The organism is Vibrio sp. 10N.237.312.B06, from assembly GCF_041464685.1.
In the GTDB taxonomy this organism is placed as follows: Bacteria; Pseudomonadota; Gammaproteobacteria; order Enterobacterales; family Vibrionaceae; genus Vibrio; species Vibrio tasmaniensis_A.
The window spans coordinates 1-18,637 of the sequence record NZ_JBFSPI010000095.1 but is presented as its reverse complement, the minus strand read 5'-3'; the positions used below and the strand labels follow the sequence as shown (position 1 = coordinate 18,637).

General features: G+C 43.0%; 25 protein-coding genes and 2 pseudogenes. 10 read left to right on the top strand and 17 right to left on the bottom strand.

Annotation, left to right across the window (positions count from 1 at the left end; translation table 11 throughout):
• Positions 1 to 107: 107 nt before the first annotated feature.
• Positions 108 to 1,133, bottom strand: coding sequence for an IS110 family transposase (locus AB6C75_RS19765; protein WP_372108846.1), 1,026 nt, complete (start codon positions 1,131 to 1,133; stop codon positions 108 to 110).
• A gap of 89 nt (positions 1,134 to 1,222) precedes the next feature.
• Between AB6C75_RS19765 and AB6C75_RS19760 the strand changes: the two genes are divergently transcribed.
• The gene (locus AB6C75_RS19760) at positions 1,223 to 1,882 is read left to right on the top strand and encodes a hypothetical protein (protein WP_372108844.1); all 660 of its coding nucleotides are present in this window, start codon (positions 1,223 to 1,225) and stop codon (positions 1,880 to 1,882) included.
• A 215-nt stretch (positions 1,883 to 2,097) separates the two neighbouring features.
• On the opposite strand, the gene radC is transcribed toward AB6C75_RS19760, so the two are convergent.
• Entirely contained in the window at positions 2,098 to 2,583 is a 486-nt protein-coding gene (radC, locus tag AB6C75_RS19755) for a DNA repair protein RadC (protein ID WP_372029512.1), read from the bottom strand.
• A gap of 196 nt (positions 2,584 to 2,779) precedes the next feature.
• On the opposite strand from radC, the gene AB6C75_RS19750 reads away from it, so the two are divergent.
• On the top strand, positions 2,780 to 2,965 hold the full coding sequence (locus tag AB6C75_RS19750) for a hypothetical protein (protein ID WP_372029514.1): 186 nt from the start codon (positions 2,780 to 2,782) through the stop codon (positions 2,963 to 2,965).
• Between the two features lie 21 nt (positions 2,966 to 2,986).
• Here the strand turns inward: AB6C75_RS19750 and AB6C75_RS19745 are convergent, their stop codons facing one another.
• From AB6C75_RS19745 to AB6C75_RS19730, 4 genes are all read right to left on the bottom strand, one after another.
• Positions 2,987 to 3,304, bottom strand: coding sequence for a hypothetical protein (locus tag AB6C75_RS19745; protein ID WP_372029516.1), 318 nt, complete (start codon positions 3,302 to 3,304; stop codon positions 2,987 to 2,989).
• A gap of 8 nt (positions 3,305 to 3,312) precedes the next feature.
• Positions 3,313 to 3,822 carry a hypothetical protein gene (locus AB6C75_RS19740; protein WP_372108842.1) on the bottom strand — a complete coding sequence of 170 codons (510 nt, stop codon included), beginning with the start codon at positions 3,820 to 3,822 and terminating at the stop codon, positions 3,313 to 3,315.
• A 510-nt stretch (positions 3,823 to 4,332) separates the two neighbouring features.
• Positions 4,333 to 4,632 carry a hypothetical protein gene (locus AB6C75_RS19735; protein ID WP_016799982.1) on the bottom strand — a complete coding sequence of 100 codons (300 nt, stop codon included), beginning with the start codon at positions 4,630 to 4,632 and terminating at the stop codon, positions 4,333 to 4,335.
• Between the two features lie 16 nt (positions 4,633 to 4,648).
• On the bottom strand, positions 4,649 to 5,422 hold the full coding sequence (locus AB6C75_RS19730; RefSeq protein ID WP_372108840.1) for a ParA family protein: 774 nt from the start codon (positions 5,420 to 5,422) through the stop codon (positions 4,649 to 4,651).
• Here AB6C75_RS19730 and AB6C75_RS19725 point away from each other — a divergent pair.
• Positions 5,390 to 5,461, top strand: coding sequence for a hypothetical protein (locus AB6C75_RS19725; RefSeq protein ID WP_371958535.1), 72 nt, complete (start codon positions 5,390 to 5,392; stop codon positions 5,459 to 5,461). The genes AB6C75_RS19730 and AB6C75_RS19725 overlap by 33 nt on opposite strands.
• Before the next feature lie 530 nt (positions 5,462 to 5,991).
• Here AB6C75_RS19725 and AB6C75_RS19720 read toward each other — a convergent pair.
• From AB6C75_RS19720 to AB6C75_RS19710, 3 genes and pseudogenes are all read right to left on the bottom strand, one after another.
• The gene (locus AB6C75_RS19720; protein WP_372029518.1) at positions 5,992 to 6,249 is read right to left on the bottom strand and encodes a hypothetical protein; all 258 of its coding nucleotides are present in this window, start codon (positions 6,247 to 6,249) and stop codon (positions 5,992 to 5,994) included.
• 76 nt (positions 6,250 to 6,325) lie between these two features.
• Positions 6,326 to 6,558, bottom strand: a pseudogene (locus AB6C75_RS19715) (type II toxin-antitoxin system RelE/ParE family toxin).
• Positions 6,546 to 6,803 (bottom strand): type II toxin-antitoxin system Phd/YefM family antitoxin, encoded by a 258-nt coding sequence (locus AB6C75_RS19710; protein ID WP_372029521.1) that lies wholly within the window; start codon positions 6,801 to 6,803, stop codon positions 6,546 to 6,548. The pseudogene AB6C75_RS19715 and the gene AB6C75_RS19710 overlap by 13 nt, the downstream one beginning before the upstream one ends.
• A gap of 233 nt (positions 6,804 to 7,036) precedes the next feature.
• Here AB6C75_RS19710 and AB6C75_RS19705 point away from each other — a divergent pair, with 233 nt between their 5' ends.
• Positions 7,037 to 7,609, top strand: a complete 573-nt coding sequence (locus AB6C75_RS19705) for a DUF2913 family protein (RefSeq protein WP_372108838.1) — start codon at positions 7,037 to 7,039, stop codon at positions 7,607 to 7,609.
• Between the two features lie 143 nt (positions 7,610 to 7,752).
• Here AB6C75_RS19705 and AB6C75_RS19700 read toward each other — a convergent pair whose 3' ends face one another.
• From AB6C75_RS19700 to AB6C75_RS19680, 5 genes and pseudogenes are all read right to left on the bottom strand, one after another.
• Entirely contained in the window at positions 7,753 to 7,983 is a 231-nt protein-coding gene (locus tag AB6C75_RS19700) for a hypothetical protein (RefSeq protein ID WP_371727161.1), read from the bottom strand.
• Between the two features lie 267 nt (positions 7,984 to 8,250).
• Positions 8,251 to 9,406 (bottom strand): annotated as a pseudogene (locus AB6C75_RS19695) (replication initiation protein).
• Positions 9,403 to 9,720 (bottom strand): hypothetical protein, encoded by a 318-nt coding sequence (locus AB6C75_RS19690; protein WP_372108836.1) that lies wholly within the window; start codon positions 9,718 to 9,720, stop codon positions 9,403 to 9,405. The pseudogene AB6C75_RS19695 and the gene AB6C75_RS19690 overlap by 4 nt, the downstream one beginning before the upstream one ends.
• Before the next feature lie 371 nt (positions 9,721 to 10,091).
• Positions 10,092 to 10,514, bottom strand: a complete 423-nt coding sequence (locus AB6C75_RS19685) for a phage regulatory CII family protein (RefSeq protein WP_318276423.1) — start codon at positions 10,512 to 10,514, stop codon at positions 10,092 to 10,094.
• Between the two features lie 203 nt (positions 10,515 to 10,717).
• The gene (locus tag AB6C75_RS19680; RefSeq protein ID WP_029203682.1) at positions 10,718 to 10,930 is read right to left on the bottom strand and encodes a hypothetical protein; all 213 of its coding nucleotides are present in this window, start codon (positions 10,928 to 10,930) and stop codon (positions 10,718 to 10,720) included.
• A 91-nt stretch (positions 10,931 to 11,021) separates the two neighbouring features.
• On the opposite strand from AB6C75_RS19680, the gene AB6C75_RS19675 reads away from it, so the two are divergent.
• Complete coding sequence (locus AB6C75_RS19675) at positions 11,022 to 11,648, top strand: phage repressor protein CI (RefSeq protein WP_372108834.1); 627 nt, start codon at positions 11,022 to 11,024, stop codon at positions 11,646 to 11,648.
• 429 nt (positions 11,649 to 12,077) lie between these two features.
• Here AB6C75_RS19675 and AB6C75_RS19670 read toward each other — a convergent pair whose 3' ends face one another.
• Positions 12,078 to 12,983, bottom strand: a complete 906-nt coding sequence (locus AB6C75_RS19670) for a LysR family transcriptional regulator (RefSeq protein ID WP_029203681.1) — start codon at positions 12,981 to 12,983, stop codon at positions 12,078 to 12,080.
• A gap of 150 nt (positions 12,984 to 13,133) precedes the next feature.
• Between AB6C75_RS19670 and AB6C75_RS19665 the strand changes: the two genes are divergently transcribed.
• The 3 genes from AB6C75_RS19665 to AB6C75_RS19655 all read left to right on the top strand — a co-directional run bounded on the left by AB6C75_RS19665 (position 13,134) and on the right by AB6C75_RS19655 (position 15,105).
• A complete protein-coding gene (locus AB6C75_RS19665; RefSeq protein ID WP_372108833.1) occupies positions 13,134 to 13,439 on the top strand; it encodes a monooxygenase in 306 nt (101 codons plus the stop codon).
• Positions 13,440 to 13,522: 83 nt separating this feature from the next.
• Positions 13,523 to 13,897, top strand: coding sequence for a hypothetical protein (locus AB6C75_RS19660; RefSeq protein WP_016800234.1), 375 nt, complete (start codon positions 13,523 to 13,525; stop codon positions 13,895 to 13,897).
• 470 nt (positions 13,898 to 14,367) lie between these two features.
• Entirely contained in the window at positions 14,368 to 15,105 is a 738-nt protein-coding gene (locus AB6C75_RS19655) for a DNA/RNA non-specific endonuclease (protein ID WP_016800233.1), read from the top strand.
• A 412-nt stretch (positions 15,106 to 15,517) separates the two neighbouring features.
• Here the strand turns inward: AB6C75_RS19655 and AB6C75_RS19650 are convergent, their stop codons facing one another.
• Positions 15,518 to 15,790 carry a hypothetical protein gene (locus tag AB6C75_RS19650; protein ID WP_016800232.1) on the bottom strand — a complete coding sequence of 91 codons (273 nt, stop codon included), beginning with the start codon at positions 15,788 to 15,790 and terminating at the stop codon, positions 15,518 to 15,520.
• A gap of 237 nt (positions 15,791 to 16,027) precedes the next feature.
• On the opposite strand from AB6C75_RS19650, the gene AB6C75_RS19645 reads away from it, so the two are divergent.
• Together AB6C75_RS19645 and AB6C75_RS19640 are read left to right on the top strand one after the other, a co-directional pair.
• Positions 16,028 to 16,438 (top strand): LexA family transcriptional regulator, encoded by a 411-nt coding sequence (locus AB6C75_RS19645; protein ID WP_029203707.1) that lies wholly within the window; start codon positions 16,028 to 16,030, stop codon positions 16,436 to 16,438.
• Complete coding sequence (locus AB6C75_RS19640) at positions 16,438 to 17,691, top strand: Y-family DNA polymerase (protein WP_017059572.1); 1,254 nt, start codon at positions 16,438 to 16,440, stop codon at positions 17,689 to 17,691. The genes AB6C75_RS19645 and AB6C75_RS19640 overlap by 1 nt, the downstream gene beginning before the upstream one ends.
• A gap of 190 nt (positions 17,692 to 17,881) precedes the next feature.
• On the opposite strand, the gene def is transcribed toward AB6C75_RS19640, so the two are convergent.
• Positions 17,882 to 18,385 carry a peptide deformylase gene (gene def / locus AB6C75_RS19635; protein WP_102428814.1) on the bottom strand — a complete coding sequence of 168 codons (504 nt, stop codon included), beginning with the start codon at positions 18,383 to 18,385 and terminating at the stop codon, positions 17,882 to 17,884.
• Positions 18,386 to 18,637: the final 252 nt, after the last annotated feature.

Genomic DNA, 18,637 nt, shown 5'->3' with positions numbered 1-18,637 from the left:
TGTCCGCCGCATTAACAGGCTCTCCGCAAGTGGTCTTAACCTATCTCCATCATTAACGTCTGCAATGACCCGGTGGGTTTAACTCTTTATGCTGCTTCGGTTTTTACTTAAGCAGCATAGTTTTCATATTCTGTTTGATTGTGTAAAAGCGACCATATAATTCGTGCGTTCTTCGCGGCAAGTGCCACTATTGCTCGGTTCATTCCTCTCCGCTCTAGAACGCCTCGACACCACTGACTTGGCTTATCTTGCTTGTCGCCAAGGTTGGCAATCACGGTCCTTGCTCCGTGAACTAATAGCGTTCGTAAATATTTATCACCGTGTTTGGTTATTCGACCTAACCGAGGTTTTCCTCCTGTGGAATATTGCTTTGGTACGAGTCCTAACCGAGCAGAAAAATCATGGCTTTTATCAAATTGAGAACCATTGCCTATCGAAGCAAGTATCGCAGTAGCGGTTTGCGGTCCAATTCCTCGAACCTTCATCACTCGTTGAACATTAGTGCCGACCTTAGCAAAAGAATCGAAGACTTGTTCAGTATCGGCGATACGTTGATTCAATTCACCAAGGTGGTGATAAGCATCGGCTATTACTGTTCTAGCGAGATGTGGCAGTTCATTTTCTGCATCTTCGAGCATTAAGGGAACCTGTTTCATCAATGAAGAGCGACCAACGGGAATGCTCAACCCGAACTCAGAAAGTAGGGCGCGCATGGGATTCATAAGCGCGGTGCGTTCACGAACCCAATGCTCTCTCATTCTATGTACCGATAAGATGGCTTGTTGCTCGGGGGATTTTACGGGTACAAAGCGAGTGGATGGACGCTGAACAGCTTCGCAGATAGCAACAGCATCATTAAGGTCGTTCTTTCCCTTAGTTCGATAAGGAATTACGTATTTAACAGCCATAATACGGGCGTCGTGACCGAGTTTATTGAGTGTTCTTGCCCAATAATGTGCACCACCACACGCTTCAACGCCTATACGCATGAGTGGCATATTTGCTATTGTAGTCAGTAGTTTAGAGCGGGTTACCGACTTATGAAGTATAACTTTACCATTTTGGTCTACGGCATGAAGACTAAAGTGGTTTTTAACTAGGTCGATACCGCAGAAATAAGAATAGTTAGACATGGTGCCTCCGATGCAATTAAGTACCACATAAGTGTGGCAGATCTTCGGAAGGGGGAATCCATGTCATTTGTTAGGTAATAGGAGAGAATGTGCAAAGTAATGAAATTAAATTGATAATAGAAAGTTTTGTTTCTAATGAAGGTCCCCTTTCTGGTTTAAAGCACTTTTTCATGGAAAACAAAGTGCAAGCAGTTTGCTTTATTGCTGGTGCAGTTTCGCTGATAATTGCTTTTAGCGCCTCGTTGGTAGAAAACTCAACAGTAACAACGGTTTCGGCTCTATCTTTTTTTGCGTTCCTTGTAATCTATTCATTATCTACGTTCATTTCAACACTAAGGTTTTTCTTTGGAGTCACAAAGGAAACACTCATCAATATCAGTCAAAGATATTGTAATGATTACTCCCTAGCAAAAGGTATATCAAAATATCAAGATGAGAGCATAGATAGAGTTATTCGGTTATTTGAAGGGCGCATAAGGTTTCTCGAGTCTAGAGTGGGCTTCTTGGTTGGAATTGTGGACAAACTCGGTATTGTCCCTGCTGTTATTATGATCTATTTGAGCTATATCAATACAACAAATGATACGGAGATGGCTAACTTGTCACCAATAATTATTGGGATTATTTCTGGGGTATATCTAGGAGCAATAAGTGCCCGTGCAATTATTGACTCTTTAAAGGATAAGATAGATATTCTGGATATGGCAAAAGAGATATCAAAAAATAGTAAGGCATTCAAATTAACCTAACAAATTGCTTAAATGGACGCTCAAACGTTCAGCATTCTCGGTTTGGGGTTGGATGATCTGCACCATCAATACTGGACGCTACGTTAAGCGACTTTCCATACTTTTAGTTATCTATAAATTGCTAATTTAGGGGAAGCTGTAGCTCATTTATGTCCAAAAATGTGTTAAAGGGTAGTCTCCTACCCTGTTTCAATCAGCGGCCATAAGCCGCTATTTTAAATCCAGCCTCGCTCAGAAAAAGACACCACACACTCAAATGAAACCACAAAGTGGTCCAGTACTCGGATATCAACCAATGCCAACGCATCCGTCAGTTGACGGGTAATGCGTCGGTCAGCTTGACTTGGGGTGGCGTCACCACTTGGGTGGTTATGATAGAGAATAACCGCACTCGCGTTCACGGCCAGCGACGCTTTCACTACTTCACGCGGATAGACCGAAGCGGCATTAACGGTACCGTAAAACATCTCTTTGGTGCGCAACACTCGATGTTGATTATCGAGGAAGATAATCCCAAACACTTCAGACTCACAAGCGGCCAAGGACGTTTGGCAGAACGATTTCACCAATTCAGGCGAGGTTAATGGCGTTTGTTCTGAAATAAACAGTTTGGATTTGAGAATGCTTGCGGCCTGGTCAAGGATGCCCTTTTCTTCTGATGTGAATAACGAAACATTTGAATATTGAACATGTGCTGACATGGTATTTCCTTTCGGTCTTGGTGAGCGTCTGACTGTCCGTACCCAGTTGCAGGTTCTGCAGCGCAAGGGCGCGCAGCGGCGAAGCCTCCCTTGCGTGAGGGTTCTCAAATGGGACGGTTTAAAGGAAGTCGCGACAACAAGCCAAAAGGACAGCCTAAGCCAATATCTCAACCCAAAGTACGTCGCCCAGGTAGAAATGTCCCTTCCCCACCAAGAGAGCGCCCTGCTGGTTACTCGACTTGCGCCACTCGATAACCTTGGCTACTTAGGACAAGACCGAACAGGGCGTTGCTCGTCTAAAAACACGAACCGCTTGAATACCGCAAACAGTTGGAATATCGAAACAAAATTCACACAGATTGATGATCTGATGAGTATTTGAGCCGTCACGCATCTGCCGACTTTAGTCGTCATACAGACAAGAGAGTAAAGCCTTAGCCGACGTGCGATGCTCAGAGGTTGTTTCTATCGTCCTTTCTGCTTTCTTTGCGTAGCCGTAGTCTTCTCGCATCTGTTTAATGGTGGTAGTCAGGTCACACACACTGATACTCACCCCCTTGCCTCGGTTGCCTTGCTCTAGTATTAAGGCGTCGGTATACCCAAACTCATTCACCAAAATTTCATGAACCTTGACGGCCTTTACGGTGGAATCAAAGTCGGTCGAATTAACCCAAATCACGTGCATGGATATGTCAGCGGATACTGTAGAACGCACTTTCATGTGACCCCCTAAGCGCCAAAACGCACATCAAAACAAAACCCTGAGCACTTAAACGTCCCCTCTCCCGTTGTCACAAAGCGCAACGCGGGAAACACAGAACCGTAAGTGGTGTAAAGAATGATGTGATCCACTCGCTCGTGAAGAAACCATTCACCAAAGCCAGCACCATTTAATTCGATGAAAAAGTCACGGATTTCATGGAAAGCAAAACGACGCGATCCCAATAGCGGAAACTGCTGCTTGATAGCTTCAACGAACCCTTGGTCTTTTAACGCTGCGATATCAGCCTGCTGCTCTGGCGACTGGCGACGACTGAACATTTTTAAACGCTGGATTTTGGAAACCCAATCAGACTTTCTTTTCGCCTCATCACGACACTTTTTGACTTGAGAGCGTAACTTCAATACCGCCAAAGGACTAGAGACATCATTTTTTGGTGAGCTTTCGTGCCCCGGCGGCGAAACGCTGGTCGATGAATTTGAATTAGAGAGAGTTGGGGTTGAGTTTTGTTGCGCCATGAGAGTTTCCTTTCTGTTTGAGTATCACTTTTCGGAGCCGCTTGGCTGTCCGCTCTCTCAACATCGTTCTGCTTTGCAAGGGCGCGCAGCGGCGAAGCCTCCCTTGTAAAGCAGGTTGTGGGGAGAAACGGTTAACAGCCTGCATGCCCGAAAATGATGCGAGTGAAAGAAAATCGGCGCATAAGAAAACAAGCCCTTACACGAACTTATTCGAAGACAGAGAGAACAACGAGGAGGGAACGACAAGGCGCTATGACTCTTAGGGCAATAACGGGGTTCAAACAAAGCCTAGCCCCGCAGGGGAACCAAGGCAACGATAATAGTCATGATTAAAGACACGTTTAAAGTGTTAGTCTTTACAAGGAGAGAAGGCCCAGAACAAGTAATAAGACGCTTCAAGTGTCATGTTCATCCGTGCTAGAAGTTAAGTCCAAACTAAGGCTCTATGAAATGTCTTAAAATAGATACAGAGCCTTAAAAGCAAATATGTATTACATAGGTAATACATATTCAATTCATTTTATTAATCAACTCAACGAGCTCTTCATCATCTATCTTGTCTCGATATAAAGCCAAAGCTCGGTACAGTTTCGCTGCAGACACATTTCTCTCTGTCTGCTCTTGCAGATTTGCTACCCAATCGGTTATCCGTTCTTTATCAGTAAGTGACATTCTAAGAGTCAGAGGAGGCACCATATAAGATGTCGTCACTTTCTTTTTGACAGTCGTAATTCCAGTCGACTTACTTGAACCTTCGTTCTTGTCAGTAGAGATAGCTGTTATAGCTCCTCGTTTTTTCAACTTGCTCATATGTATTACCTATGTATTACATCAAATTCAAAAGAAACGCAGCCAGTTTTCGGTAATCGTTATTAACAAGAGAGCCCGGTTTATAAAAGCGCACAGGAGAGGAAACGGCATTAGCTTGTCCAACATGCTCAGAACGACGGACAGATACTGGTAGCAATTTATCTTGTACTACCTCCAATTCCTCATCAATGAACTCATTAATAATAGTGTTTCTTGAGTCGACCTCGTTCCTCAAGATCAGATAATTGCCTTCATCCTCCTTAATTTCATAGACAGCTTCGAGTAAAGAGCTAATGCCGTCTAATGAAAATGCACCTGAATCTACAGGGATCAAGATAAGGTCCGAAGCCTGGATTGCGTTAAGAGTCGTTAGGGATAAGTTTGGTGGAGTATCAAGAAGAATGAAATCATAGGTATCACCTAACTTCGCTAATTGCTTTTCTAAAATTCGTTCACGATTAATCTTTGTCAGTGATGTTTCGATGACACGTGACAACTGAACATCAGCGGGAACGACATAGAGGTTTTCAAGAGAGTTCCCATTAATCTGTGCCGGTTGAATTAAATCGACAATGGACACAACTTTAGGCTTATCAAACAAAGCAGCCACCGTCTCTTCAAACTTAAAATCACGTCGTCCGGTTAACGTTTTAGAGCAGTTCCCTTGAGGATCGAGGTCAATAACTAACACTTTTCGTTTTCGTGCAAGCTCAGCCCCTAAATTGACAAGAGTCGTGGTTTTTCCAACGCCACCTTTTTGGTTCGCCGCGCTGATGATCTTAGTTTTCATAATAAACACCTCATGTGTTACATGTGTAATACACAATAAAAAACAAAAAGCACACTGTCAATGTATTACATATGTAATACACTTTTTCTATCAACACTTAAAGTTATTCCCCCGTTACCAGTCGATGATGTCAAGACACTAAAAATCCTAAAGAAAGTGACACCAGCCGCGAGATCACTATCCGTATGAATCAAGTTATTAGGCTCCTCACCAATCAAAACTTCTTGGTTAAGTTAATCCCAACACTAGAATCAAAGTCAGTTCTGAAATTGAAAATATTGTGACTACGACGGGGGACACTGTTTAAGCATGAATCGAATTCATCAAGTCCCGACGCGCCATCGATATTTGGAGCTATCTGACTCACACCAGAAAGACGCGAATTTAAACCCAAAGAATGGCTAAGTTTTGCCTACTGGCGTGATGAGCAGCGCCAACTGGTTGAACGCCACGACAAGATTGAGTCACCCACTGGGCAGAGTCATGGAAGTGAAATCTCACTGTTCATTGCGGCTGTTTGTAGAAAGGTGTTCCCAAAAGAAAATACCCATAATGAATGAGAAGCCCATTTAGTCTTCTACTCTTAACACGACATCGCCCTGCTCTAATAACTCGCCCATCGCTTGTTGGTAAGCTTCTTCGACGATGGTTTGTTCCCAAATACGCTCGTATTCGGGTAAGACTTGTTGTCTAGAGATGGTCGACACCCTGAAGCTTAATGCGCCCTCGATACGATGTCGTCGGCTGGTGATCAGTTTAACCTTCGTCCATGAAAGTACTGGTTTGGCGAGGCGCCTAGATTGGCGTTCCTTTTTCTTTTTCGCCATACTCAAATCTTAACGGATGTAGACCATCAGCTTATCAAAGGTGGCACAGACGCTTGACTGTTTGCTCATACAAAAATCAACATAAACCTTGCTCCGCGCGCATCACAAACAAGATGTACACCTTGTCCCCTTCTTGCTTGCAAAAAACACGACAAGGGTTGACCACAACTTCGCGGTAATTGAGGTGTTCAACTTTGTCGAAAATATTTAGAATCATCTGCTTGGCCGCAACCAGATATTCAAGGGCAATGTATTTCGCGATATCCTTGAGGTCCGATCACGCGGCTCACTCCAAATCACTTCAGCCATTTTGACATCTTGTCCTTAGCTTCATCCTGACTCAAGGACTTGCCTTGTGAAATGGCGCGCTCACCACATGCGATCCCTTCAAAGATAACCAAACGGTTTTGCATAAAATGATAGTCGTCCACATCAACCAAATACGCAGAAGGTTTACCGTGTTCGGTGATTAGCACAGGTTCTTTGGTGTCGTTTAAGTCCGCTAGGATTTGGGACGCTTGACGCTTGAGGGAAGTAACGAGCTCGACTTTCATAAGAGTAACTCCAAAATAAGAGTAATAAAGTGATACTGTCGTATCACTTTCAAGGTGCCAGGTTTAGCGCAGAGATATTGAGCGTTAAGAATCACTCTTAAGTCATGCTTCTTATGAGTAGGAAACTCACTCAACAACGCACAAACAGCAAATGGCGTCACTTTGGTTTCGGCCTTAGAGCCTTGCTATTCTTGTGATAAGATACCCTCACCAGAAAATAATCGATATGAACAATGTCAGAACATTCATACCATCAACTTCTTAAGTCGACCTTCGAAAACACTCTTCTTCACCTTTACTTCAAAGTAAAAATTTCCAGTCACTTTGTTAAAGAAGAGCAACGAAACAAGATCATCATTGACTTCTTAAAGCCAAAAATCAAACAAGATCGATATAGCTTTATCAAGAAAAAGCTTAAAACTGTTTGTTTGATGAAGAGTAAGTTTGGCTCAATCGAAAAGCACTTAGAAAGCATTTTATCTCAATATTCAGCGATAAAGAGCAAAAACGACGTTGATAAGCTTTATGCCTTGTTAGAACGCTTTGAGAAGAGCGGATTAGAAACAAAACTTATTGAAGAGACCCCTAAGCAGGAAATAGACGTTGTTTATCTCGACAGAGCACATATTGATAATTGCTTCGATAATGAAAACCGTCAGATTGCACCCATTTCGCTGTTTATACATACGAATGAATTAGACAGATTCACTAAGAGCTTAGCAACCCAACCTTATTTCACATATGAGTTGTGCCAAGCAAGTGAAGAGTTGAATAACTATCATTACAAAGTCCACCCAATTAGCTAACCATACTGCTTATCACACACTGTTTAGCCTTAACTGGTCCAAGACTCTTGTGAGTGCTTACCTGTACTTTTCCATCAATTGTCTATCCTGTACCTTAGTAATTGTCCCACAGCTATATGAAGCGCCAACTAACACAACCAAATCTAAAACGTTGGGCACTTCCAGCCCAAATCAAGATGTGTTGTACGCGATTTACCAAGCGGTACTACCGTCCTTTTTTCATCACAATCAAGGCCAATCTTTTGCTCTTCTAACAGTAAGCTGATCAGATATAAGCCTAACGCTGAATGATCTTGGCCATTCGTCTTCACCGCTACGGCTTCAACAATGAATTCAATTCCTGTTGACAGTGTCTCTTTATCTTTAAAAGACATAACTCCTCCCTTAAGTTACTGTGTAAATATACAGCAATATGGAGCGGGTGAATCCATATTTAAACAAATTGAGACATCAATCACATTGAACAGGGTCATGTCGACTCACCCTTAGAACACATTTCATGTCTTTAAAAAGGAGCTCGCGGACAAAAAGTAAGAGAGGAGATGATCGGGTGTCCAATAAATGCAACCTAGTCTCAACTCCATAATTGAATTTACTAAGGGACCTCGTTTTTAGTCGATAGTTACTCATTATTATTTAACTCAAGGAAAAGCCGACTCAAGCACCGCCTTCTTTTTCCCTACTTCATACTCCGCCCTCTCTAACGTTATAGGGGCAGATATCTGATGAACAGCATAATTACCACGAGGCTCTGGCCCATTTCGCCTACTTTCGGATAAAGCAGACTTGACCCATTCAAACAGATAGACGTAACGACTGACGGTCTGGCGACACAAGTTCGCCTTACGCGCCACCAAACCAATCGTGAGCTCCTGATTTTTGCGTAACAGAAACAGACAGGCGCGGATAATTCGGCGAGTGGTCTTCGTCCGACGAAGGTTATGAGTTCTTCTGACCGCTCTACGCTGCCTTTCCTGTAAACTTAATCCACTATCCAACCTCATCACACCTCGCTGGCAGTCTGACCGAGCACAATATTTATCCCAGGTCCAACGAGAGACGCTTTTTACCACCGCTAACACCTCACTGCATGGCAAAGACGGCTTACCCACCAAATTGGCATTATTGGCTCTCTACACGGCCTTTAAAATTCGTATAGCTGCCCTTTTCCCTTTCTTCGTCGACGATGTCATAAGCGAACCGGCGAGTACGTTCAAACAAAGTACAATTCCGGGAATAAGAAACGTCACTCTCTTGACGAAGCCACGGCCGCGTACTCTCCAGTTCAAGCGAATCCGCTAACTCGTTAAGTTCATAGACACTGCGGTGAAGTTCGGTTGTCTGCCACCAAGGATGAAAGGGCGTTTTGGCAACAGGCCCTGAATAACTCAAGTCCGCCTCCAATCGCAAGGCTAACGCGCGATAAATGGCTTTGAGGTACTGAATGGGTTTGGAGCGAGCCTGATCACTGGTGCAAACCGGTACAATGGCATAAAAAAGGTGGGCTTTATTACTGGTACGGTTTCGGACAATCATATTGGGGGGCGGCAACCCTTCATCTTGCCAAATGTAGGGATTGGGGAAAGCTCGGTGTTCATGATCAATATCGAAAACCATCCACGCCTGCATCTCTTTTCGATTGACCTGCATATAGGGCCATCTGACGGCGTAGTTTCGAGGTCGAATTAGCATCGCGGTTTTGTTGTCACTGCACCTCGACAAATAAGGCGCTTCCTCAAGCAACCGGCTCAAACACGACATAGACGAAGACGCAGCGTATTCAGAATGAGCCGTCATCGGCTCGCCCTCACCGTCCCTTGTCCACGTTGACTTCCTGACTCGCTCTGGATAAACACCCTTTCCAAGGCCTCGTACGTTACGACCGAGTTGACGCTCTTAGTGGCGCCCAATAAGCCTGTCGAACCTGATGAATCCTTTCCATTCAGGCGTTCAATTGTTAAGTGTTCGTCATTTCCCATCACCCCGCTTTTCACAGGACAGCGGAATGCATCACGCCATTGGTCTTCGCTCACTACCGCTAGATAGAAGACCGCTTCTTGGCTTATTTGAAGCACCTTACCGCCTATGACCGCCCACTCATGATTATTCATCACGTTTTCCTTGGCTAACAGGCTCTCCTTTGGGAGCAGCCAATGACGTTACTCAGGCTAAGGACAACGCGTTAAAGCCAACGCTGTCTGATTCTTTGCATTCGCTTTTCAAGACCGAATAAACGAATTCGCAGCCATACTTGTTCAAACACCCGATTCGAATGCCTTAATTGATACGTTAACCTCATCCACTCAACCAATAATGGCGAAAGTTGACGGTCACATAACTCGCGTCGGATGCGCCTGATATAGCGAAGGCCTCTTCGCTTATCTTCCTCTGTTAATCCATGACCAGACCTTTCAGAAGATGGCTTATGATCCGGAGCAATGAGCATCACCCCTCCGAATGAATACTTGAAACTGATATACCACTAGCGCCCACCTTTCCGCCCTATCGCTTTGAGCAGACCAACACCTTGATTCAGTTTTTCCAAACTATTGAGGAGCAAAACCTGACCGCTGATATTCGCGTGTACGGTCTGAACAATCTCATATTTCTGTGCCCGAGTAAGCCTAGGCTTTCCTGCATACTCCAAAGCCATTCGAGACAACTCACCCGAATGGGTCGAGCTCTCTAGTGCGCACAAAACAAAGGCATCATCGGTAGTGTTGGGCGGTATATAAGCGGTGACCACCCCAAGTCCAAGAAGTAAGCTGTTTACAATAATGTGATTACCGCTCACTTTGGCGAGAGTGATGGCTTCAACACAACTCAGGACATGAGGCTGATCAGGATTAAGTTTATTCCGCAGCATGGTCGGACTCATCCCTATGACCTCTGCCAGCCTAGCCATATTCTCTGACCTAGCGAACACGCAACACGCCTCATTAAAGGCCCCTTGTTTTGTGCGAGAAAATTCGCCTATTGAGTCAATTCCGTTCATAACCAATACTCAATTGAAGAAAGACGAGATGACAACGAAACTCCAACCAAGAATGTTAGCCCCAACGGACAAAGCTCTTTGGTCGAAGTTATGAAAGATAAACGCATGGCTATTTACCCCATTCTCTCCAACGTTTCACGCGTTGCCATTTCTAGCAACATGACCATATTGATGAGAGGGGTTTCTTTACCTTTTGCTTTAGTTTTAATAGGTAAGCGACCATCAGCTACCCAATCCATGATGGTGCGTTTCGGCATTCCGGAGAACTGAGAGTATTGGTCGTACGTCATGAAAGGCGTATTTAGGACTACTTGATATGAGAGCATAATGATATCCTGCTTGGTCATTGAATGTTTAATTTCGGAATGACGAGTTGCACCCCACCATTTCGAACTCAATTGCGATTATTGATCACATATGAATAACGAGCAACTTAAAATAGACCAAATATCGTATTTGGGAGGTAGAGATATTATCAAGAAGTTGATAGATATCACGAATTCAGACCGCCAACAGGACGTAGCAGACGTATTTGGCATCCCAAAATCAACAATCGCGACTTGGCGACAGAGAAACCTTACTCCCTTTGAAATTGCAGTAAGGACTCATTTGAGCACTGGAGTCTCACTTGAATGGTTACTTCTAGATAAAGGCGAACCGTACCCTAAAACACCAACCCAAAAGCATATTAATAAGAAGAACGAATCGAAAACTCTTTTCGATATCGACTGTTTCTCTATTGACGACGGTAAATTGGTTGGGAAAGGGATACTTGCATTCGATAAAGCTCTTCTAGACGAGTTAGGTGTGAGTAATGTAATAGCAATCAAAGATGGAACTACTACGTTCCTTATAAATAAAGAATCTCACCATGCAGTAAGCGGTACATACCTAGTTGATATGGACGGCCTACTCTCGCTAAACGACATCCAGCGCTTACCAGGCAAAAAGCTAGCCATCAGCTTTAACGGTTCGATTCTAACCCTCGAAGAAGATGAAGTAAGGGTTGTAGGTAGAGTCGCGTTAGTGATAGAAAAGCGTTAACTGTTACACTCATCTGTTTGAGAGCCCTGCAGCTAATTTGATTAATAGCGTCACCGATACTTAACGAGCCTCTTATCACCCTCCCTCGTGGGGAGTGGCACTTGCAAAGACAAAGACTGCCTTATGGCAGTCTTTGGGTCAGTGTTGGTCGTTGTGCAATCTCTAAGTCGTCCTGAAAAATTTTTGGACAAAAATGAGCTAGTTACATTACTAAATTAGAGAACAATGGATTATCTAAGGTATTGCAATACTACTAATCTGGAGACCAAATCTCGTTAAACATTACACAAGAATAACTTTGAAACTCTTCGAACACGATAGCAACGAGTTGGAGGAAGAAAGGCTTCCCTACACTGGTGAATGTGGCGTGCTATTCTTGAACGGTCTCCCGCCTCGCTAGTTTCAAATCGAACTTGATTTGGAAGTTGCTCAGGAGATAGAAGGTAAGGGTGAGGCTGACTCAAGAAGCAACTCATAAAAACGTTTTGTCGCAGGCCCCGTTTTTATCCCTTTAGGTAAAGTCAGATGCAATGGAACATGATAGCCACTGCCATTTTCCACATTCAGTACCGTTAGTTTCTCACTACCTCGGCTATCAACAATATGCTTAGGCAGCCTGCAATAGCCCACCCCCTGCTCTACTGCACCAAAGGCATGGTCGAAATTATCAACCGTAATGCGCTGACTCGACTTTAACCAGCCCACATCTTTTTTCTCGCCCAGTTTTTCAATCGAGCCTAAATCTCTCACCACAATTTGTGGCAGCGACGAGAGCTGGTTGAGCGATATAGACGTCCCCCTAGTTATCGGATGCGAACTCGCCACAACAGGCTCCATCTTGGTAAAACCAAAGGCTTCTGCAGGGTAATTGATTATGGGTAGATTAATGATGGCAACATCAGCCAGTTCTTGAATGACCATTTCAGTGGTCTTCGACAGTGATGTTTCTACCACTTGTATCGATGTACTGTTGTTCTCTGCCATAAAATTAGCCATCGGCTTATAAAGATGCTCAAGACAGCACAAATGATCAACTGCGACTACTATTTCTGACTCAACCCCCTTTGCTAACTGCTCACTGATCAGCTCTAGTTCTCGCGCTTGTTCCAGCATGCTGCTAGCCCTGCGCAATAACGCTTTACCGTCTTCAGATAACACCGTTCTTCGACCTTCAACCTGAACCAACGACACGCCTAGTTGACTTTCCAGTTTTCTCAACGCATAGATCAGCGTGGTATGGCTCTTATTGAGTTGCAATGCCGCTGCCTGAATGCTACCAGCACGATCTATCTCATGGAGTGTTTGCCATTGGTCGAGGGTGGTCTTTAATCTCATTGGTCTAAAATCCTGACATTTAATGGCAATATTATGAACTTTCCAGTCCATTTTTTAAAGGTAATATCTAAACAGGCAATAAAGCCTCCTATGTTTGCGATATGACAGGAGTCTCAGCGCAATACCAAGTATCTGTTTGGAGAAATAACCATGAAATTATTACAAGTCGATTTTGAATTTAACGGCCCATTTGGTGAAGAGATGTCGAACGCACTCGTTGGCCTAGCAAAGTCTATCAACAATGAATCGGGGCTGATCTGGAAAATCTGGACTGAAAACCAAGCCAAAAAACTGGGTGGTGGAGTCTACCTTTTTGAAGACCAACTCAGTGCAGAGACTTACCTAGCAATGCATAGCGCACGCTTAAAAGACATGGGCGTGGATAAAGTTCGCGGCGTGATTTTTGACGTGAACCAACCATTAACTACCATTAATAAAGGCCCAATCAACGGCTAGTTCAACCGTTCATTCCTGAGTGAAAATAAAAATAGTGAAATGAAAGAAGAAATAGCAAAAGACACGAAATAGAGATAGACCAAATGAACAATAAAATGTTTTTAAGCCTACACGGCATCATATACGCAGGGTTTGCCTTAGCGCTGTTTTTCTTACCCACTGTCATGTGGCCAATGTACGGTGTAGAGATCAATGATAAATACGCGTATTTTCTCTCTCAGCACACCAGTATCTTTCTTGGCGGCATCGCAGCGATAACTTGGTTATTACGAGATATTGAAGCGGGGCTCAGCGCCAAAAAGCTCATCCTAGGTTTGGTTGTAACCAATATGCTTGGGGCGATCATCACACTGTATGCGGCTTTCACTGGTATCTTTGTTGGCTTTGGTTGGACTGATCCTGCGTTTTTCCTTTCACTATCGGTACTGAGCGTGTTGCAGGTTCGTAAGCAAGTTTAAACGGTTATTCAGTTCGGATAAGCACAAACAAAAAGCACTTGGTATATGCCGAGTGTTTTCGTATTCAACCAATTTATCAAGACCAAAGTTAAGTTCACTAAATAAGCGGAAATCTTGATGTCTAGCTTAGGTGGTAAAGCCTGAACTTTAGAGGCAATACATGTATAAGAAAACTTAGGTCAAATCTCATACCGTAACTCGTTATGTAAATCGAACGAAACCCATTTCGGGCAAAAGTTACTCAGACGAATTGGGCAACAAGTGAAGAGCCTTTTTCTTGTGGCACTAAACCACTTCTGTACACAGTTAATCCTCAACTCGAAGACCGAAATTGTGAAAAACGTCAGAATAAGGAAGCTCACGAGGAAACCAAATGGGGTCTTCCCGTTTCAGAAACGTTAACCCACTCTACTTCTACCGTTTTGATAGTTATGCTAAATTTGAGGCGAAGCTCATCTAAAGGAATGACAATGAAAGCATGGATAGCAATTACGGTGCTAGCCTCAGGTATTTTGAGTGCTGCTGAATTTCGGACGCCAAACTGCCCAATTGGCTGCCCTAGCCTAGAAATTGACGGTAATGTTGTCATCTTTGAGCGTTTATACACGCTCTCTCAAAACAAGAAAACACAATTTGCAGATTGGGTCGCATATGAAGTCGATATTCTTAACTTCGGAACAACAACTAATCGAACTTGGAAAAATAACCCTCTACTTGTTGAAGCTGAGCGATTAGAGAAAGGTGATTATACTGGGGCTTCAAGTAAGCTCAATGTTGACCGTGGGCATCAGGCTCCCTTAGCCAGTTTTGTCGGCAGCCGCTATTGGCCTACTCTTAACTATTTGTCGAATATCACTCCCCAAGCAAAAGACTTAAACCAAGGCGCATGGAAAAACTTGGAAGAAGCAGTTAGGGATGCCGTTGGGTTTCGAGAGAACCTGTACGTTATTACGGGGACTCTCTACCGTAACGAAATGGATACTTTACCAAAAGCTGATGAGCCTCATGCAATACCCTCGGATTACTACAAAATTGTGTACGACGAGAAAGGAAATTCTGTAGCCTTTTTCATGAACCAACACACAACCAGAGATACAAATTACTGCACTAGAAAGCTGGCAGTATCAGAGTTGAGATCAATCGTTCCATATACCCTGCCAAGTGGTTTAGCTGATAGTAATGAAATATTGGAACGTTTAGGTTGTTGAACACTAAGGTTGTTTGGGCTCGAATTGCTCAGCTCAGAACATGCTCGAAGTTGTAGCTATGCCGCGCTTCCATTTAACTATCCGACTTCCAACATGCTGTGTAACTACGAATCAGTAATTAAGCGATTTAATCCACTACAACAAGTAGCTCTTCATAGGATTGAGTTACTTAAATTACCTTAGGAACAACCATGAGCTACGCTCATGAACTAATAGAGGTCTTTCAAAGCGTAGCTTTGGGATGTTTTCATGGGGGTCACTTTTACTCTATATATAATATTAGGGTGAAAGTGACCCTATACATTTAGACCATTTCAAATTAGCAATCCAGTGATAGAACTAACAAGTTATATGGATGACTGTACTAATGAACTGTCCAGGCGACTGCATTTTTGAACACCAAGCTACAGATCTAGTGAAGTGGATGACTTTCAAAGTTCATTACGTGAGTGACAGCAATCGCAAGTATGAGTTCGTCATACTGAGTAGTTAAATCAATATCGGTTAAAACGATCAGCAACAACAAATCGGGCTCCGATACATCGTTCATCAAATGCAAAGCTATATCGTCAGAATCGACCTTCATCACAGCTTGAGTCATCAATACAAACAACTGGTTTAAACAGCTATCGCAATGAGCATTTGCGCGATGGATATACTCTAGAAAAATTGATTTAGTATTCATACGTACAGAATAATAAAAACACTCACAGTTAAAGTATTGGAATAGACTGCCATCATGTGAAGAAAATCACGATGCAGTCGCTCGCATACCTAATGGGTTCGAACAAGCTCAACTTTTAAACGTACGCTTTGTTAATTCGAACAAAAGGTTAATTAAACCGCACTTAGTTTTACAAACATTGACGGCCCTAGAACCTATACTGTATATTTATACAGTATAGGTTCTTAGGTCGTAAACATGCACATTCTACCGCTTTCTCCATCCAGTATTTCTTGCTCTCTTACCTCCTGGGAATCACCAGCAGCTGAGTATGTTGAGCTTGGTGTTTCACTGGATTCTGTCTTGGTAAATAACCCCAATGCTACATATCTTGCTTATGCTAACGGAGATTCCATGGAAAGAATTGGCATCTTCAATGGCGACTTGTTAGTCATCGACAGAAAGCCACAAGCTCAGCATTTTGATACCGTTATCGTCAGCTTAAATGGTGCATTTATGTGCAAAATCCTTGATCTGCATAACAGGCTTTTGCTGTCAGCAAATCCTCATCACTTACCTATTGAGATCCATCCAGAAGATGCCTTTGCTATTGAAGGGGTTGTGATACGTTCTATTCGTCTACATAAACCGTTGCCTGAGTTCATGTAATGTTTGCTCTTATAGATTGCAACGCTATGTATGTCGCTTGTGAACAAGTATTTCGGCCTGATTTACGACACCTACCCTGTATTGTCTTATCAAACAATGATGGTGCAGTTGTAGCAGCAAATCGGTTGGCAAAAGAAGCTGGAGTCAAAAAGTTTGAGCCCTATTTCAAGCAAAAAACACTCATTGAAAAGCGTGGTGTGAACGTTTTTTCATCAAACTATGCTTTATATGCTGATCTGTCTGCAAAAATGATGGCAACAATTACGACGTTCTCACCAAGGAGCCATATTTACTCAATAGATGAATGCTTTTTAGATATAAGCCGTTTTTCACATGTTGAGTCAGACTTAACCTCTTTCGGTCAACGAATTCGTCAAACGGTCTGGAAAGAATGTCGACTGCCCGTTTGCTTTGGTGCGGGTGATACTTTGACACTATCAAAAATGGCAAACAGAGTAGCCAAAGTTGATAAAAAGTTGAATGGTGTCTGCATCATTGATTCTGAAGACAAACGCCAACAATATTTGACATCACAACCTGTATCTGAAGTTTGGGGCGTTGGAAGGCGATTAACACAACGTATGAAGTTGATGGGGATTGAAACAGCTCTAGATCTTGCGAATTTAAGTCCTGAACAAGCAAGGTGCTCTTTCAATGTAGAAATTGAACGCACCGTTCGTGAGTTAAATGGCCACCCTTGCAAAGTTTGGGACGAATGCAGAGCGGACAAACAACAGATATTTAGCACTCGCAGTGTCGGCAACCGAATAACATCACTTGAAGAGCTAAAACAAGCCCTCGCCTTTCACGCTGCCACAGTGGCAAGAAAAGCACGTAATCAAAAGAGCTCATGCGCTACTCTCATGGCTTTTGCCAACACATCACCTTTCGATGACATACCACAAAACTTCAAAAAAACCTGCACATTTGAATTTCCAACTAATGATACAAGTAAGTTGACTAAAGCAGTGACGTTGATGGCAACTAGGTTGTTTAAGCCAGGTGTCAGCTATTACAAGATTGGCGTAGGTGCGATGAACCTAGTATCCGATCGGCAGCGTCAACAGGACTTATTTTCCGAACCTGACAACCCAGCATTGATGCAAGCCATAGATAAACTCAATAACAAGTTGGGGCGAGATTCGATATTCCTAGCCGCTCAGGGAACTACACATGACTGGGCTATGAAGCGCAATTTTTTATCACCACAATACACGACAAAGTTAAAAGACCTACCGAGAGTACTTTGCTAATAAATGATCTGAAGAGTCGAAACCTATTTTTATCAAACATTTGGACACTCTTTCGAGCTAGGAGGTGCTACGGGTAAGAATTAAGCCTGTGACGGTTCTGGACAAAAGCTTCTTAGCTTAAATAACTTAGATACATTAGCTCGCATAAGAAAAAGTATCTTTAAACCTTAAACGTTTGTTATATGCGGGGTTAAGAGTGCGCTTTAACGTACTTTTTAACCTTTTTCATAGCCATTTGACGCTTAAGTGGCGAAAGATAGTCAATAAACAGATTACCCGACAAATGGTCTATTTCGTGCTGCATTACGATGGCTAGAAACTCATCACTTTCGATGGTAATTGGCTTACCTTCGCGATCTAAAGCAGATACAACAACTGAAGTAAAACGCTCTACGTCTGCATAGTAATCAGGAACGGATAAACAACCCTCTTGACCCAATGCTTTATCCGAGCCACTAATCACTTCTGGGTTAACCAAAATTAGCGGTTCATCTCGACTTTCTGAAAGGTCGATAATAACAACTGCCTCTTTACGACCGACTTGAATCGACGCCAAACCGATACCATTGTCAGTCGCATAGAGCGTTTCCAACATATCGTCTATTAATGTTTGTACCGTCGTAATATCTCGCACCTTTTCCGCTTTGACCTTAAGCCTTGGATCAGGTGCAGTCAGGATTTCTAAAACTGCCATATTTTCCTTCTAATTCTTGGAAGCTCATAACGCTTTTTATACGGCTTTTAGCCGCTTTTTATATTCCTATCATGCAGCCTTTCCAATCACATTTCAATTCATAATCAATAGGTTAATGAGAAGTGTTAGGTATTAGATTACAAAATGGCGCATAATTTTTAAAAAGCTTAATTCGAGACTCCTTCGGATAACTACAGGGGCTCTTCTCCGCTTAGATGAGTCTATAAATTAACAATAAAACCGGTAACACAT

Coding starts and splice junctions, on each gene's coding strand:
- AB6C75_RS19765 (WP_372108846.1), bottom strand. CDS start 1,133: ATGTCTAACTATTCTTATTTCTGCGGTATCGACCTAGTTAAAAACCAC.
- radC (WP_372029512.1), bottom strand. CDS start 2,583: ATGTCAGCACATGTTCAATATTCAAATGTTTCGTTATTCACATCAGAA.
- AB6C75_RS19750 (WP_372029514.1), top strand. CDS start 2,780: ATGTCCCTTCCCCACCAAGAGAGCGCCCTGCTGGTTACTCGACTTGCG.
- AB6C75_RS19745 (WP_372029516.1), bottom strand. CDS start 3,304: ATGAAAGTGCGTTCTACAGTATCCGCTGACATATCCATGCACGTGATT.
- AB6C75_RS19740 (WP_372108842.1), bottom strand. CDS start 3,822: ATGGCGCAACAAAACTCAACCCCAACTCTCTCTAATTCAAATTCATCG.
- AB6C75_RS19735 (WP_016799982.1), bottom strand. CDS start 4,632: ATGAGCAAGTTGAAAAAACGAGGAGCTATAACAGCTATCTCTACTGAC.
- AB6C75_RS19730 (WP_372108840.1), bottom strand. CDS start 5,422: ATGAAAACTAAGATCATCAGCGCGGCGAACCAAAAAGGTGGCGTTGGA.
- AB6C75_RS19720 (WP_372029518.1), bottom strand. CDS start 6,249: ATGGCGAAAAAGAAAAAGGAACGCCAATCTAGGCGCCTCGCCAAACCA.
- AB6C75_RS19710 (WP_372029521.1), bottom strand. CDS start 6,803: ATGAAAGTCGAGCTCGTTACTTCCCTCAAGCGTCAAGCGTCCCAAATC.
- AB6C75_RS19705 (WP_372108838.1), top strand. CDS start 7,037: ATGTCAGAACATTCATACCATCAACTTCTTAAGTCGACCTTCGAAAAC.
- AB6C75_RS19700 (WP_371727161.1), bottom strand. CDS start 7,983: ATGTCTTTTAAAGATAAAGAGACACTGTCAACAGGAATTGAATTCATT.
- AB6C75_RS19690 (WP_372108836.1), bottom strand. CDS start 9,720: ATGAATAATCATGAGTGGGCGGTCATAGGCGGTAAGGTGCTTCAAATA.
- AB6C75_RS19685 (WP_318276423.1), bottom strand. CDS start 10,514: ATGGCTAGGCTGGCAGAGGTCATAGGGATGAGTCCGACCATGCTGCGG.
- AB6C75_RS19680 (WP_029203682.1), bottom strand. CDS start 10,930: ATGCTCTCATATCAAGTAGTCCTAAATACGCCTTTCATGACGTACGAC.
- AB6C75_RS19675 (WP_372108834.1), top strand. CDS start 11,022: ATGAATAACGAGCAACTTAAAATAGACCAAATATCGTATTTGGGAGGT.
- AB6C75_RS19670 (WP_029203681.1), bottom strand. CDS start 12,983: ATGAGATTAAAGACCACCCTCGACCAATGGCAAACACTCCATGAGATA.
- AB6C75_RS19665 (WP_372108833.1), top strand. CDS start 13,134: ATGAAATTATTACAAGTCGATTTTGAATTTAACGGCCCATTTGGTGAA.
- AB6C75_RS19660 (WP_016800234.1), top strand. CDS start 13,523: ATGAACAATAAAATGTTTTTAAGCCTACACGGCATCATATACGCAGGG.
- AB6C75_RS19655 (WP_016800233.1), top strand. CDS start 14,368: ATGAAAGCATGGATAGCAATTACGGTGCTAGCCTCAGGTATTTTGAGT.
- AB6C75_RS19650 (WP_016800232.1), bottom strand. CDS start 15,790: ATGAATACTAAATCAATTTTTCTAGAGTATATCCATCGCGCAAATGCT.
- AB6C75_RS19645 (WP_029203707.1), top strand. CDS start 16,028: ATGCACATTCTACCGCTTTCTCCATCCAGTATTTCTTGCTCTCTTACC.
- AB6C75_RS19640 (WP_017059572.1), top strand. CDS start 16,438: ATGTTTGCTCTTATAGATTGCAACGCTATGTATGTCGCTTGTGAACAA.
- def (WP_102428814.1), bottom strand. CDS start 18,385: ATGGCAGTTTTAGAAATCCTGACTGCACCTGATCCAAGGCTTAAGGTC.